The organism is Paenibacillus oryzae (genome assembly GCF_001675045.1).
Lineage (GTDB): Bacteria > Bacillota > Bacilli > Paenibacillales > Paenibacillaceae > Pristimantibacillus > Pristimantibacillus oryzae.
Genome location: NZ_LYPA01000071.1, coordinates 167,831 through 183,204, shown reverse-complemented (window position 1 = coordinate 183,204; position 15,374 = coordinate 167,831). Strand labels below are relative to the sequence as shown.

General features: G+C 48.7%; 11 protein-coding genes. 10 read left to right on the top strand and 1 reads right to left on the bottom strand.

The features are described 5' to 3' along the window. Positions 1–13: 13 nt before the first annotated feature. The 10 genes from A7K91_RS20275 to A7K91_RS20225 all read left to right on the top strand — a co-directional run bounded on the left by A7K91_RS20275 (position 14) and on the right by A7K91_RS20225 (position 12,890). Positions 14–1,261 (top strand): serine hydroxymethyltransferase, encoded by a 1,248-nt coding sequence (locus A7K91_RS20275; RefSeq protein WP_068686125.1) that lies wholly within the window; start codon positions 14–16, stop codon positions 1,259–1,261. A 246-nt stretch (positions 1,262–1,507) separates the two neighbouring features. After that, positions 1,508–3,175, top strand: a complete 1,668-nt coding sequence (locus tag A7K91_RS20270) for an alkaline phosphatase (protein WP_425415666.1) — start codon at positions 1,508–1,510, stop codon at positions 3,173–3,175. A 266-nt stretch (positions 3,176–3,441) separates the two neighbouring features. Continuing rightward, positions 3,442–4,167: an ABC transporter ATP-binding protein gene (locus A7K91_RS20260; protein ID WP_245697716.1), complete on the top strand. Its 726-nt coding sequence runs from the start codon at positions 3,442–3,444 to the stop codon at positions 4,165–4,167. Further along, positions 4,164–5,438 carry an ABC transporter permease gene (locus A7K91_RS20255; protein WP_068686119.1) on the top strand — a complete coding sequence of 425 codons (1,275 nt, stop codon included), beginning with the start codon at positions 4,164–4,166 and terminating at the stop codon, positions 5,436–5,438. Before A7K91_RS20260 ends, A7K91_RS20255 begins: the two co-directional genes overlap by 4 nt. A 13-nt stretch (positions 5,439–5,451) precedes the next feature. Beyond that, positions 5,452–6,414: a hypothetical protein gene (locus A7K91_RS20250; RefSeq protein ID WP_068686117.1), complete on the top strand. Its 963-nt coding sequence runs from the start codon at positions 5,452–5,454 to the stop codon at positions 6,412–6,414. Positions 6,415–7,088: 674 nt separating this feature from the next. Then, the gene (locus A7K91_RS20245) at positions 7,089–8,792 is read left to right on the top strand and encodes a peptide ABC transporter substrate-binding protein (protein WP_082967613.1); all 1,704 of its coding nucleotides are present in this window, start codon (positions 7,089–7,091) and stop codon (positions 8,790–8,792) included. Between the two features lie 236 nt (positions 8,793–9,028). Continuing rightward, positions 9,029–9,958 carry an ABC transporter permease gene (locus tag A7K91_RS20240; RefSeq protein WP_068686243.1) on the top strand — a complete coding sequence of 310 codons (930 nt, stop codon included), beginning with the start codon at positions 9,029–9,031 and terminating at the stop codon, positions 9,956–9,958. Positions 9,959–9,960: 2 nt separating this feature from the next. Then, positions 9,961–10,902: an ABC transporter permease gene (locus A7K91_RS20235; RefSeq protein ID WP_068686116.1), complete on the top strand. Its 942-nt coding sequence runs from the start codon at positions 9,961–9,963 to the stop codon at positions 10,900–10,902. Between the two features lie 30 nt (positions 10,903–10,932). Further along, complete coding sequence (locus A7K91_RS20230) at positions 10,933–11,937, top strand: ABC transporter ATP-binding protein (protein WP_068686113.1); 1,005 nt, start codon at positions 10,933–10,935, stop codon at positions 11,935–11,937. Next, entirely contained in the window at positions 11,934–12,890 is a 957-nt protein-coding gene (locus tag A7K91_RS20225) for an ABC transporter ATP-binding protein (RefSeq protein WP_068686111.1), read from the top strand. The genes A7K91_RS20230 and A7K91_RS20225 overlap by 4 nt, the downstream gene beginning before the upstream one ends. A gap of 139 nt (positions 12,891–13,029) precedes the next feature. Here A7K91_RS20225 and A7K91_RS20220 read toward each other — a convergent pair whose 3' ends face one another. Beyond that, positions 13,030–15,243, bottom strand: coding sequence for a hypothetical protein (locus tag A7K91_RS20220; protein ID WP_068686110.1), 2,214 nt, complete (start codon positions 15,241–15,243; stop codon positions 13,030–13,032). Positions 15,244–15,374: the final 131 nt, after the last annotated feature.

Genomic DNA, 15,374 nt, shown 5'->3' with positions numbered 1-15,374 from the left:
GAGGAGCTTGAACATGGAAAACATTTCAAAGCAAGACCCAGAGGTATTGAAGGCGATTGGACTTGAATTGCAACGCCAGCGCGACAACATCGAACTGATTGCATCGGAAAACATCGTGAGCGAAGCGGTGCTTGAAGCTATGGGCACGGTGCTTACGAATAAATATGCCGAGGGTTATCCGGGCAAGCGTTACTACGGCGGCTGCGAGCATGTTGATATCGTTGAGGACCTGGCTCGCGATCGTGCCAAGGAATTGTTTGGCGCGGAGCATGCCAATGTTCAGCCCCATTCCGGCGCTCAAGCCAACATGGCTGTGTATTTGGCTGCATTGAAGCCTGGCGACACCGTATTGGGCATGAACCTGGCCCATGGCGGCCACTTGACGCACGGCAGCCCGGTTAATGCTTCCGGCTTGCTGTACAACTTCGTTGCATACGGCGTACAGGAAGACAGCTTCACTATTGATTACGAGGAAGTTCGCAAGCTGGCGTTCAAGCATCGCCCTCGCATGCTGGTTGCCGGAGCAAGCGCTTATCCGCGTACGATCGATTTTGAAAAGCTGGCTGCTATCGCCAATGATGTAGGCGCGCTGTTTATGGTCGACATGGCTCATATCGCTGGTCTTGTCGCTGCCGGACTTCACCCGAATCCGGTGCCTCACGCCCATTTTGTTACGACAACAACGCACAAAACGCTTCGCGGTCCTCGCGGCGGCCTGATTCTTTGCCGCAAATCGTGGGCGGCGGCAATCGACAAAGCGGTTTTCCCTGGCACTCAAGGCGGCCCTCTGATGCATATCATTGCAGCCAAAGCAGTAGCTTTAGGTGAGGCTCTGCAGCCTTCCTTCAAGGAATATGCGCAAAACGTTATCAACAACGCCAAAGTGTTGTCCGAGGAGCTTGTTGCTAAAGGCCTGAACATTGTTTCCGGCGGCACAGACAACCACTTGATGCTGATTGATACGCGCAACCTGAACATTACAGGCAAAGTAGCGGAGCATGTGCTGGATTCCGTTGGCATCACTGCCAACAAAAATGCCATTCCGTTTGATCCAACCAGCCCGTTTATTACAAGCGGCGTTCGGATCGGCACGCCTGCAGCTACAACACGCGGCATGGATGAGGCGGCTATGAAGGTTATTGCCGAGGTCATTGCTATGGTGTTGAAAAATCCGGAGGACGAAGCTGTTTTGACTAAAGCTCGCGGTCTGGTCGCTGACCTGACAGCCAAGTTCCCTCTTTACCCGTCCATTAAATATTAAGGGTTGCCCTGCCCCGTTTGGCAGGACACCAATCAAGCGCCGCTTGGGCTTTCATTAGCCCGGCGGCTTTTTTTTGTTTCAATGAATGCCCTCTTTTACTATTTCTTAACTTTGCTCTAATTCTCCGTTTACGATTCGCTTTCATAATGAAATAGATTTTAAATCGGTTTCAAAGCGGAGGAGATTTTTTTGAAAAAGAAAGCAGTTCGCGCCGTTCTGGCGGGGTGTATGGCAATGTCCGTCATGATGACTCCAATGGCATTTGCGGCAGAGGATTCCGCAAAAAGTTCAGAGGCCGGGACAACTTCCTCCCGGAATCTGATTGTGCTGATTGGAGACGGCATGGGTCCGGCTCAAGTAACCGCTGCAAGAAATTATCTTATGTACAACAAAAATGTGGACCATCTCACGCTGGATAGCATCTATGTAGGCCAAGCGACTACTTACGCTGACCGCGGAGAGGACGGAGGCGCCGTTGTTTCCGGCGTCGTCACGGATTCCGCGTCTGCGGGCACGGCTTTTGCCACCGGCCATAAAACATACAACGCCGCAATAAGCGTCTCCAACGAGGATGTCTCCAAGCCGTTTGCTTCCGTTATTGAAGCTGCAACAGCGGCCGGAAAAGCGACGGGGCTTGTCACGACCGCGCGTATTACCCATGCAACGCCTGCCGTATACGGCTCCCATGTCAGAAGCCGGGATAACGAAAATGCGATTGCCTCGCAATATCTGGACAGCGGCATTGACGTTTTGCTGGGCGGAGGCAGCGCTAACTTCTTGAGCAAGGATGACAAGGGGAAGCGTTCGGATAAAAGCATTATTAGCGATTTTGAGGATAAAGGCTACGAATATGTAACGAATCGGGCAGGGCTGATGCAAGTGGGCGATAGCGATAAAGTGCTGGGGCTGTTTGGGAGCTCGCATGTCGCTTATGTCCCGGATCGCACAGCAGAAACGCCGTCGCTGGCTGAAATGACGGACGCTGCTTTGAACATTTTGTCCAAGGATGACAAGGGCTTTGCCGTTATGATTGAAGGCGGCCGGATAGACCATGCCTCTCATGCCAATGATTTCCCTTCCACTGTACAGGAGGTTCTGGATTTTGACGCGGCGGTTAAGGTAGCCCTTGAGTTTGCGAAAGCGGACGGAAATACGTCCATTGTTATTACAGCCGATCATGAGACAGGCGGATTGTCGCTGTCGCGCGACAACATTTATGAGTTGAACCTTGATCTGTGGGATCAGCAAAAGAACTCTTCGGAGTTTATTGCCTCCAAGCTGAAGTCCGCAACAACGATTGCGGAGGTTAAAAGCATTGTGTCCTCCAATACCTGGATAAAAGATTTGTCCGATGAAGAAGCGGAGCAAATTCTCGCCGGAGACGGCTCTTCGTACGCTCAAGAGGGAGCCTACAACGCGGTCATTAGCAAAAGGCTTCTCGTAGGCTGGAGCGGACACGGCCATTCGGCGGTTGACGTAGGTGTCTGGGCTTATGGGCCGATTGCCGACCTGGTCAAGGGACAAATCGACAATACGCGTGTAGCGACGGCTTCCGCGGAGGTGCTGGGGCTTGATCTGGCAGGAACAAGCGCGGCGCTTCAGGCAAAATACCTGTATCCCAAATTCAAGGTGGCAAGAAACGGAGAGATTCTTTATCCGGCAAAAGCTCTGGGGGAAGCGCTTGGGGCTAGCGTGAAATGGAATGGAGCGAACCGCACAGCCACGATCTCCCAAGGGTCAACGGTCATCTCCGTTCAACTGGATAGCGGCGCTGTTACCTTAAACGGCAATTCGGCTGCGCTGACCAGCAATGTGGATAATGGCAAGCTTTATCTGCCGCTGGAGGCCTTTAATTCATTAACGGGCTTGAAGCTGACATGGGATAGCTTGTCCGAGCGTATTGTGAAGTCATAATCCTTTAAAAGAGCGAACTTTATTGAACAACACTCATGAAGGGGCTGTCCGAAAAGTCAAGCGGAATGAATTATGATTCAGTTGTGGGGACCGGAGGGAAAAGGGTGTCTTGAGGGCGAGTTTTTTTATCCGCTTTTGTTTGAGCTTCCAAGACACCTTTTTCCGGAAGGTACCGGTTTTGCTGAATCACTATTCACCGTAACAGACTTTTCGGATAGTCCCTTGTTGGATGAGGCCTTGAAATTGGGGGAGATACCAAGGTGGTTATGATGATACAAGCGGAAGGTCTTTGCAAGTCCTACAGGATTCAACAAAACGAGAGGCCGATCATCGAGATTAAACGGTGGTCCGTTGAAACGGGCGAACGAATTGCACTGCTGGGCCCAAGCGGAAGCGGTAAAAGCACATTGCTGCACATGCTGGGCGGCGTGCTGAAGCCGGATTCCGGAAAATTGGAAATTTCCGGGTTCGATTTAAGCGCCATGAGCGAGCCGGAAAGAGATGCTTACAGGGCGGATAGGATAGGTTATGTTTTTCAGGATTTTTATTTAATTCCTTCCTTGAGTATCCGGCAAAATGTGGAGCTTGTTTTGGGCAAAAAATTAAGTCGAGGAGAGCGGGCCGACCTGCTTGAGCACTATTTTCGCAGAGTGGGGCTGCTGGAGCATATGAACAAGCTTCCGCACAAATTGTCGCGGGGTCAGCAGCAGAGAGCCGCAATTGTTCGGGCAATCGCCAATCGCCCGACGCTTATTCTTGCAGACGAGCCGACTGGCAGCCTGGACTGGGAGACGGCTGACGGGGTCATGCGGCTTTTGCTTGAGGTTTGTCAGGAAAACGGCTCAACGCTTATTACGGTTACTCATGATCTTCACTTGGCCGAGCTCTTTCCTGTCAAGCTTCACATTTCCGAAATAAACGGAGCAGGGCGGCGTGAGCAGCCCAAGGAAAATGGATACAAGGCGGCTGGGGCGGGAGGTGTCGGCGCGTGAGTGCCTGGAGCTATGTCTGGAGTCATATAAAAAGAAGGAAGCTACTGTGCGGCATTACGATTTTGGCTGTAGCGCTGACTGTAGCTTTATTTACGCTGATGCTGTTAAGCCGGGATGGAGTGGAGCATGGGGCTCAAAAAGGATACGGCCCGTTCGAGCTGGTCATTGGAGCGGAAGGGAGCTCGTCCCAACTGGTGCTCCATACCTTTTACAGGATTGGTTCGCCTACCGGCAACGTGCCTCTGGCTCTTTTGGAAGAGGTCAGAAGCAGCAGCGAGGTTGAAATGGCTTTTGGCGTAACGAGCGGCGACAGCTATAGAGGGTTTCCTATTGTAGGCGTTGACCCTGCTTATTTCCCTTCCCGCTATGATGATCGAAAACTGAACTCCGGAAGGCTTTATCGGGAGCCTGGCGAGGTTGTAATCGGGTATGCCGCAGCCAGAGCGCTGAATTTGAAGACAGGAGATACCTTTACTGGCTCGCACGGTATGGTGCAGGCAATTGAGTATGATCCTGATGAGACAAATCACGTCTCAAACGATCACGATGATGAAGGCTTGGCTCATGACAGCGACGCAGGAAATGATCAGGACAGGCCTGGCGCAGATCATCATGACAGCTTTATTTACACAATTGTGGGCGTATTGCCAAAGTTGGGCACTGGAGATGACCGCGCCATCTTTACGTCCATGGATCATGCATGGATTGTGCATGGCCTTGATTCCGGACCTCGCGAAGTAACAGCTATCATTATAAAGCCTGCCACCTTGCTGGGCGCAAGCGAGCTCAAAAACAAGTATGACGAGCTGGATCGGGTTCAGGCTGTATACACCAGCAAGGCGGTTGCCGATGTGCTGAACGTGGTTGACAGCGGCTCGCAGCTGCTGCTGATCGTTATGGGAGTATGCGCAATGCTGGCGGCTTCGACTCTGCTTCTGGCGCTGACCTCTTCCATGGCAGAGAAAAAACGCGATGTCGGACTGCTCCGTTTAATCGGGAAGCCGGGACGATTTATTTTTATGTGCCTGATTGGTGAAGGCGTGGCTCTTACGGCGGGCGGCATTTTGCTGGGCAGCCTGTCGGGGAGGGTGGCGGCGTGGCTGTTTGGAGACGTTCTTTTTGAGAAAACGGGGATTCAGCTAGCTCCTTACGGAATGGCGACAGACGAGGGGGCGTTCCTGCTGTTCGCGCTGGCGCTTGGCGTGGTGGCTTCGGCCATACCTGCTCTTCGGGTTTATCGGATTGACGCCATTTCCTTATTTCGCAATTAAGAGGAGGGATATTATGAAAAGGTCAGCGTTTAACAGGCATCGCTACGTTCTGCTGCCGGCATTGCTTTTGGCTTCCTTATGTCTAGCTGGAGGTTGCGGTGCGGAAAAGTCAGAGCTTAATGCCGAAACAGGCTTTTTTCAGGATGCTCAGGGATACGCGACGGAACCATCCGAGACGTTAGATAGCGGGCTGACACCCGATAAAAGAGAAAATGGGCAGGCGGCAGCCGCAGAGCAGGGGCGTACAGCCGGAATAAACCCTTCTCCTTCAGGGGACTTGCAGCAAGCGACGGAATCAGTATCCCGGGAAATGGAATTCAAAAGTTTAAATATGGCCAATGACGCATCCGCAGGCACTATAGAGCCTGCGCCCGCCATGAAGCCTGCTGTCACGGAGCAGCAGGAAACAGAAAGTCTTGAAACAGTAAAGCAGGAGCAAGGCAATGAAGCAGCTAAAGAGGAAGCTGCTCCGGCTGGGCTGGCAACCCCAAAACCGGTTTCCCGGCAAGTCGAGCCTGCTGCGAATGCTAAAGCTATTGCGAGCGCTAAAGCTGTTACGGATTCGGGCGGTCAACCATCGGGCCGCAGCGCATCCTCAAATACGTTGCCGTTAATTGGATGGGATCAGTTTTTTGACAATGAGGATCAAACGACGCCTTCAGCGGCATTTTGGGATCTATCCGAGGAGCGTCAAACTGTCAACATTAAAGGATTTATGGGCGAGGTGTTGTCCTTCGACAAAAACTGGTTTCTGCTGATTCCTGAACCCGGCGCCGAATGTCCGTTCGACAACGGAGATGAAACCTATTGGAATAAGATTATGATTGTGTTTGTTAAAGATGGAACCAAATTGAGGTATACGTCAAAGCCGTTAAAGCTGGAGGGAAGGCTTGATGTAGGGATCAAGATTGATGAATCGGGCTATAAAACCATGTTTCGCCTATACGATGCAACATTCGAGGAAATTAAAAATTAATTGCTCCGGCTCCCGCCAACGGGGGTCGTTTTTTTTGCAGGTTATTGGTACATTCTGATTCATATTTCTTCAACTATAGATGAAGAAATTAATGATATGATTTCAGGAAGGGGATAATAATTTTTCTTCCATTTTGATATAATAACTATGATTTCAATTTTTATAAATGTATGAATATTACTTTTCTGTAAAATGGACATTGCTTGACGGAGACTAACGTTCTCGCCAATTCTATAAAGGTCCGTATGCGTTGCTATACATTATAATTCCCTTAAATGCCGCTATCCATGACGGATATCACAGAAAAAATCCGGTAATCTTACCCAAATACTTAATCGCATCAGTGCAAATGGGCAGTAATACAGAGCCGCATTATCGCGGATTTGCATTAATGCAATCGCGTATTAATGCAAATCCGCTTTAATGTGTTAAAGAAATAACTCTGAAACGCGACTCATAAAAGAAAAACGTCAGGAAATAGTAAAAATTAGGGCTGCTTAGACAAAAAAAGTGAACTTTCGAGTTGACAATTGTTTAATTAAAGATGTATATTGATAAACATCGAATAAACGAGTTTTTCATGTTAATAATCATGACATGATCCAAGTTTCGAGGCTTTACCCAGCATTTGGTTTTAACAAAAAAATTATTATAGAAAATGGGAGTTGATTAGTGTGAAGGGAAGTTTCAAAAAACCGGCACAATTTATGCTGGTTCTTATTGTTGCGTTCAGCATGCTGCTCACAGCGTGCACAAGCAACAGTAACAAGCCTACGCCGACTAACAGCGGCACAGAAAACAGCGGAAGCGGCAACACTGAGACGGGCGGAGAAAAAGAAGCTCCTCAAGAATTCCGTTTCACACTGGCGAGCGAGCCGCCTAGCTTGGATCCAGCTCTTATGACGGATGCTCAATCCGGTATCGTAGCTGCTGGCTTGTATGAAGGTTTGACCCGTCTGAACAAGGATGGCGAGCCCGAGAATGCAATTGCGAAGGAAATCAAAGTTTCCGAAGATGGCAAAACGTTTACCATTACATTGCGCGACGATGCTAAATGGAGCAACGGCGATTCTGTAAAGGCTTCTGATTTTGAATATTCCTGGAAGCGTACGTTGAACCCTGAGACAGCCTCCGAATACGCATATATGCTTTACTATCTCGAAAATGGCGAAAAGTACAACACAGGTGAAATTACAGATGCCGACCAAGTTGGCGTAAAAGCAACTGGAGATTACACACTGGAAGTTAAGCTGTTCACGCCAGCCCCTTACTTCACAAGCTTGCTTGCACATTACACCTACCTGCCTGTTCACCCTGCAACAGTGGATGCTGCGGATGACTGGGCCACAGAAGCCAAGTCTATCGTTTCCAACGGTCCTTTCCTTCTGGATCAATGGGTGCATAACGACAAGCTGGTTATGAAGAAAAACCCTGATTACTACAACAAAGATGCCATCAACTTCACCACAGTTAACATTTCTTTGGTTGAGTCTGACAGCACTGTTTACAATCTGTTTGAAACGGATAAAATCGACTGGATCGGTGCTCAAGCGGGCTCCATTCCAACTGATTTGGTTGGCGGTCTGATTGCTGATGGCAAAGCGGAAGTTACATCAGTTGCTTCTGTTTACTACTACCTGTTTAACAATAACAAGGTTCCTTTCAATAATGCCAAGGTTCGCAAAGCTTTGGCCATGGCAATTGACAGACAAGCTTTGATTGACAACGTTCTGCAAGCAAACCAAACTCCTGCGCACGCTCTTGTACCACCAAGCATCGCAGGCCTTGAAGGTAAAACATTCCGTGAAATGTATCCGGACACCGACTACATTAGCGAAAATGTTGAAGATGCAAAAAAATTGCTGGAAGAAGGTCTCTCTGAGCTGGGCTTGAGTTCATTCCCGGAAGTAACATTGCTGTACAACACAAGTGAAGCTCACAAGAAGCTGGCTGAAGCGCTCACTGATATGTGGCGTAAATCGCTTGGCGTTGAAGTTAAGCTTGCGAACCAAGAGTGGGGTACGTTCTTGGAATCAAGAAAAGCGGGCCAATTTGATATTGCGCGTTCCGGTTGGGGCGCAGACATCAACCATCCGATCAACTTTACGTATGATCTGATTCACCCGCTGTCCGGCAATAACGATGGCAAATACAACAATGCTGAAGTACAGAAGCTGCTTGACGGCTCGTTGGTTGCTGCTACTCAAGCAGAGAGCATGGACATGCTGGCTAAAGCAGAAAAAATCGCTATTGACGAAATGGGTGTAATGCCTGTTTACTACTACACGACGCCTACTTTGATTAAACCAGGCTTCGAAGGCGTATTCTCCGACTACTCCGGTCACCTGGACTGGGTATTCGGTAAAAAAACTAACTAACCCACTCTGATCTAAATGCAACCATAGAGCGAAGGCGGCGCAAAGGGCCGATGTCGTCTTTGGCGGCATCGGCTTCCGGCGTGGACGAAGTAAGAGATCATCCCGAGAGTAGCATCACGTTTCTTGTATTTCATCGGTCTGGCTCTAACAACAGCAAATTTCAAAGGGTATATATAGCTAACTATATATACCCTTTTGAAATGCACATAAAGATTTGGAAGAGAGTGGGTGACGAAATGTTCCGCTATATTGCAAGCAAGTTTATATTTATGCTTCTATCGCTGTTTGTATTGGTATCGGCCACATTTCTGTTAATGAACGCTATCCCCGGCAGCCCCTTGCAGTCGGAGAAAGCAACCAGTGAACAGGTCCAGAAAAACCTGGAGGCCTATTATGGCTTGGACAAGCCGCTGATTGTCCAATACGGAACTTATTTGAAAAACCTGGTTAAGGGCGATCTTGGAATTTCCATGAAAAAGAAATTCCAATCCGTTGATAAAATGATTGCCAATTCCTTTGGCCCGTCTCTCAGACTGGGTATCTCTGCTATTATTACGTCTGTTGTAGTTGGCTGCACTTTAGGTATTATTGCAGCTATGCATCACCGCAAGCTTCTGGATAATGTGGCCATGATACTGGCTGTTATCGGGCTAGCCGTGCCAAGTATGGTAATGGGGCCACTATTGCAGTATTTCTTTGCTGTCAAGTTACGATGGTTTGAGGTTGCAGGTTTGGAAAATCCGATGGATTATGTATTGCCTACTATTGCGCTTGCGTCTGGGCCAATCGCTGTTATCGCAAGATTGCTTCGTTCCACAATGATTGAAGTATTGAATTCAGACTTTATTAAAACTGCCAAATCCAAAGGCCTTTCCGGTTATGTAATCGTGGTGCGACACGCGCTTCGCAATTCCATGCTGCCTGTTGTAACCTATCTGGGTTACCTCACAGCGGGTGTTATTACGGGCTCTGTCGTCATTGAAAAAATCTTCGCGATTCCAGGCATCGGGAAGTTCTTTGTTGAGAGTGTTATAAATAGGGATTATCCGCTCATTATGGGCACAACCATTTTTTATGCGGTTCTGCTGATGACTACTCGTTTCCTCGCGGACATTGCTTATGTATTAGTTGATCCGCGTATGAGAACCGGAAAGGGGGCCAAATAGTCATGTCCGAGCAAAAACAAAGCACGCCGTCGTTTCTGAAGCCGGAGCTATTTAGAAAACTGAAGCGGGATGAGTATTCGGCTGAAGCCGTTACCCGCAAAAGCTTGACCTCCTGGCAGGACATCCGTATGCGGATGATGGAGAACAAACTGGCGATGACCGGTTTTTGGATAATTGTGGGTATCATTGCAGCTGCCATTCTTATACCGTGGCTTTCACCCTTTGACCACTTTACTAATGATCTGTCCAGTACCAACAAGGTGCCAAATGGAACAAACTGGTTCGGTACGGACGATTTGGGACGCGACATGCTGGTAAGAACCTTCAAGGGCGCGCAAATCTCCATGTTTGTAGGTATTGTGGCTGCTCTGATCGACTTGATCATAGGCATCATTTACGGCGGTATTATGGGCTATTACGGCGGCAAAGTGGATGAAGTGATGAACCGTTTTGCTGAAATTATCTACTCCATTCCTTACCTGCTGGTTGTTATCCTGCTGCTTGTGGTTATGGAGCCGAGCTTAACAACGATTATTGTCGCTATGTCCATTACAGGTTGGATCAATATGGCGTGGATTGTTCGTGCTCAAATTATGCAGCTCAAAAATCAGGAATACGCGCTTGCTTCCAAATCGCTTGGCGCCGGTGCGATGAGAATCATTTTCCGCCATCTTATTCCTAATGCGATGGGGCCTATTCTTGTTACCCTTACGCTGACCGTTCCAAACGCTATTTTTACTGAGGCTTTCCTGAGCTTCCTGGGTCTGGGAGTTCAGTCCCCGGCCGCTTCATGGGGGACGATGATTGACGATGGCGTAAAAGCGATGACGATTTATCCTTGGCGCTTGTTGTTCCCGGCTTTTTTCCTGAGCTTGACAATTTTTGCCTTTAATGTGTTCGGGGATGGTTTGCGTGATGCATTCGACCCAAAACTGAAAAAATAATCAGCTTCTTCAAGAGAGGAGGTCCATATCATGAAACCATTACTGGAAGTTAAAAATTTAAGCGTGTCCTTCCAAGTGTACAGCGGCGAGGTTCAAGCTATTCGCGATATTAGTTTTGAGGTTAGAAAAGGCGAGGCTGTAGCCATCGTAGGTGAGTCTGGCTCCGGAAAAAGCGTAACGGCTCAATCCATTATGAGGTTGAATCCTTCACCGCCAAGCTGGATTAAGCCAGGTTCGTCGATCAAGTTTGACGGGATGGAATTATTGAATCTTTCGGAGAAGGAAATGCAAAAGGTCCGTGGGAACAAGATTGGTATGATCTTCCAGGACCCCATGACATCTCTCAATCCCACCTTGACAGTAGGCGACCAAATTATGGAGGGCTTGATCAAGCATCAAGGAGTCAGCAAAGGCAAGGCGCGGGAACGTGCTATCGAAATGCTTAACCTGGTCGGCATTCCAAACCCTGCATCTCGTCTGAAGCAATATGCGCACCAATTTTCGGGAGGCATGCGCCAACGCGTTATGATCGCGATTGCTCTTGCATGCAATCCATCACTGCTAATTGCGGACGAGCCTACAACGGCACTTGACGTAACGATACAGGCACAAATTATGCGCGTCATGAAAGACCTGCAGAACAAGCTCGATACGTCCATTATTCTGATTACGCATGATCTGGGCGTGGTAGCCGACGTTTGCGATCGAGTAATTGTTATGTATGCGGGGAAAATAGTGGAGCAAGGTACGAAGTGGGAAATTTTCAAAAACCCGCAGCATCCTTATACTAAAGGCCTTCTTCGTTCTCTGCCTCGTTTGGATCAAAAGAAAGACGAACCGCTGATTCCGATTTTCGGCACGCCGCCGGATCTGATCAAGCCGCCTGCCGGCTGCAGCTTTTGTGCGCGTTGCGACGAGGCGATGGAGGTTTGCGTAGCCAATAGTCCCGATTTGGTGGATATTGAGGGTAGCGAGTCGCAGCGAGCAGCTTGCTGGCTCTTGCATCCGTATGCCAAAGGGGAGGTGCCGGTATGAGTTCTTCATTTGTAGAGGTAAAAGACCTGCGCAAATTTTTTAATTTGGGCGGCGGTAACATTCTGAAGGCTGTCAATGAAGTCAGCTTTAGTATTGCCCGTGGTGAAACGGTTGGCGTTGTAGGAGAATCCGGCTGCGGCAAATCGACAGCGGGACGAACCATTATGCGTCTGTATGAGCCGACCAGCGGTGGCGTCACCTTTGAAGGTAAAGATATTTACAAGCTGAAGGGCGCAGAGCTGAAATCGTTGCGCCGTAATATGCAAATGATTTTCCAAGACCCGTATGCTTCCCTTAATCCCCGGATGACGGTTACAGACATTATCGGGGAAGCGCTGGACATTCATAATCTGGTGTCGAGCCGTGCCGAGCGGAAAAAGAGAGTAGAAGAACTTCTGGATCTGGTTAATCTGAATCCGGACCATGCCACACGTTATCCGCATGAGTTTTCAGGGGGACAACGCCAGAGAATAGGGATTGCTCGTGCGCTTGCGGTAGATCCCAAATTTATTATCGCGGATGAGCCCATCTCTGCCCTTGACGTTTCCATTCAGGCGCAGGTAGTTAACCTGATGCAGGATTTGCAGCGCAAGATGGGGTTGACGTACCTGTTTATTGCGCATGATTTGTCTATGGTTAAACACATCAGCGACCGTGTTGCTGTTATGTACCTAGGCAAAATCGTGGAGCTTGCGGAAAGCAGCGAGCTTTACGATAATCCGCGCCATCCGTATACGCGCGCGCTATTGTCCGCAATTCCGATTCCTGATCCGGAAGTTGAAGCGACAAGAGAGCGTATCGTATTGAAGGGCGATCTGCCTAGTCCAATCAACCCGCCAACGGGCTGTCAGTTCCATACCCGCTGTCCGGTTGCGACCGACAAGTGCAAAAAGGATGCGCCAAAGCTGCTTGAAGTAAGCAAAGGCCATTTTGCCGCTTGTCATTATGCATAATCGAATTTGAATATAAGGAGGCATTTTTGTCGATGACAAGGATGCCTCTTTTTTGCACCTTTATCAAGGAATTAAAAAGACTTCAAGCAGGTTATGATCGCTGCTTGAAGTCTTTTAATTGAGACTGATATCCTGCTGTCTATTTTACAGTTACGCGTATAGTTACGCTTTTTCCGTCAAAGGTGGCTTTAATGGATGTGCTGCCTTTTGCGACTGCCGTTATTTTTCCGTCTTTAATCGTAGCAACCCCAGGTTTCGAGCTTGTCCATGTTGCAGTGTCTGTTACAACAACCGGATTGCCGGTTGTATAAACGGCCTGAAGCGATATGTTTTGGGATGCGCCAGGACTGAGCTGCAGCGATTTGATTGATAGCTGTAGCGACTTCAGCTTTGGTTTAACCACAACCGTGATTTGTACGGTTTGCTCCTGATAAGTACCCTTCAAGATCGTTGAGCCGGGTGCGACGGCTTTAACGCCGGAGGAGCCAGTGAGTGTGGCAACAGAAGTCTGGGCAATACTCCAGTTCACCTTGGAGCCAACCGATATGGTTTTCCCGTCTTTGTAATATCCCGTTACTTTAATCGTTTTGGAGCGGCCGGGATTCAGTTCAACCTGGCTTGGTTCGGCTACCAGCTTAACGATTTCTTCTTCGATTTTGATGCGCACCGAAACCGTTTTATTCAGATAAGTTCCTGTAAGCGCAATGCTCGAGGCTTCCAATCCTCTCATTGTTGTATCTTTAATGACGAGATTGTCGGATTTGGTTGTCCAAACGACAGTAGAGGTAACATCTTCTTCTTCCCCGTCTTCATTTATGACCGTAACCTTGGGCAAGCTGACGGTTTTGCCGATAACGATACTTACGTCCTTGCTTTCCGCCAGCAATTTGAGCGGTTTCACATGTACGATAAGCTTAACCTCTGTCTGATAACCCTGTACATTGGCTGTTAGGGTTACCTCGCCAATTGCCTTTGCTGTCCATTTGTTTCCTTCTACTGTGGCGATGTTGGTATCCGAAACGGTCCATACAGCCAGCTTGCTCACATCAACCATGGAGCCGTTAAAGGTAGTTGCGGTCAGCTTTGGCAAATCGCCCTCTATCCCTTTGAAGCCATCCAGCGTCGTTTTTTCCGCCGTTATTTTGGTGATGCTGGGATATACCACAACATCAATGCTGCGGCTAACGCCCTTATAGGAAGCGGTCACCTTTGCCGTACCCGGCGATCTTGGCGTCACTTTGCCGTCTACGACTGTAGCGATCAGAATATCGGAGGATGTCCATTCCGCCATTGTTGTAACAGGATATGAAATATTACTGTTGTTCAAAACCTCGGCCTGTACCTGAACCGGTGATTGCTGCATCTGAATATGAAGCTCTTTTTCCGGCGTCAGCTTCATGAATTGATATGGCGTTCGCACGACAACATCAATCGAGCTGGTGACGCCCAGGTGAGAGACGGTCAGTTTGGTTTTACCCGGCGCAACTGGAGTTACGACCCCTTTGACGACGGTCAATACTTTAGTGTTGGCGCTTGTCCATGTTGCTTGTTGTGTGACATCTATTGTTCCGCCCAATTTTGGCGAAGCCGTTGCCGTGAGCGCCGTATCATCTGTCCCTACCTCAAGCTCCAGCACTCCGTTTTCAAGGGGAGCAACAAGGTCGATGGATTTGTAAGGCGATGTGACGGTTAGCTTGACGCTGTCGGATTTGCCTTTATATTTTGCGGTAATGGTTGTTGTGCCCGTTCCAACTAGCGTAATTTTACCTTCATCCACTGTGGCGACAGACGAGCTTGTTGTTGTCCACACCGCTTCGGAGGCAATAGAAGTCGAGACATTGTTTTTGCGGCCAACGAGGGTGTAGTCGAGAGACTCTCCTAATTGGATCTCGCTGATGACTGCGGGTGCTTCCTTGTCACCGTCCATCAATACGATTTCGTCGTATACGTACTGGGAGGTTGCCTTGATGGAGGCTGTATAGCCTTTGTAGGTTGCGCTGATCGTTGCAGTGCCTGAACCTACGCCGGTCAAAATGCCCTTATCGACTTTAACGACAGAACTGCTGGAGGTTTTCCAGGACGCTTCCGCAGTGACATCCTTTTTGGAGGAAGAGCCGGAGATGGAGGCAAACAGATTAACAATAACCTTGTCGTCCTCCACGTACATTTTCAGCGCGGAACTGCTGTTGTCATAATCGGACTCGTCATAATTAATTTCAACGCCAGTGACGGTTTCTTCAGCTGCGCCTGCACTGCCTGTCCATCCGTTTAAAACCAGGCTTGCGGCCAAGAGGATGGCGAATGCACCCTTGAAGCCTGCGCGCAACATTTTCCAACTGCTTTCTTTTCCCACTGTATCCTTCCTTTCTTTGGAACCTGTTACTCTTACTATTAACGGCTTGCAGAGCCCAAAAATGAATACATTTATAGAAGTTGTGGTATTGAAAAGTAAACTTTGGTCCATGGATTTATAATAACTGAAAG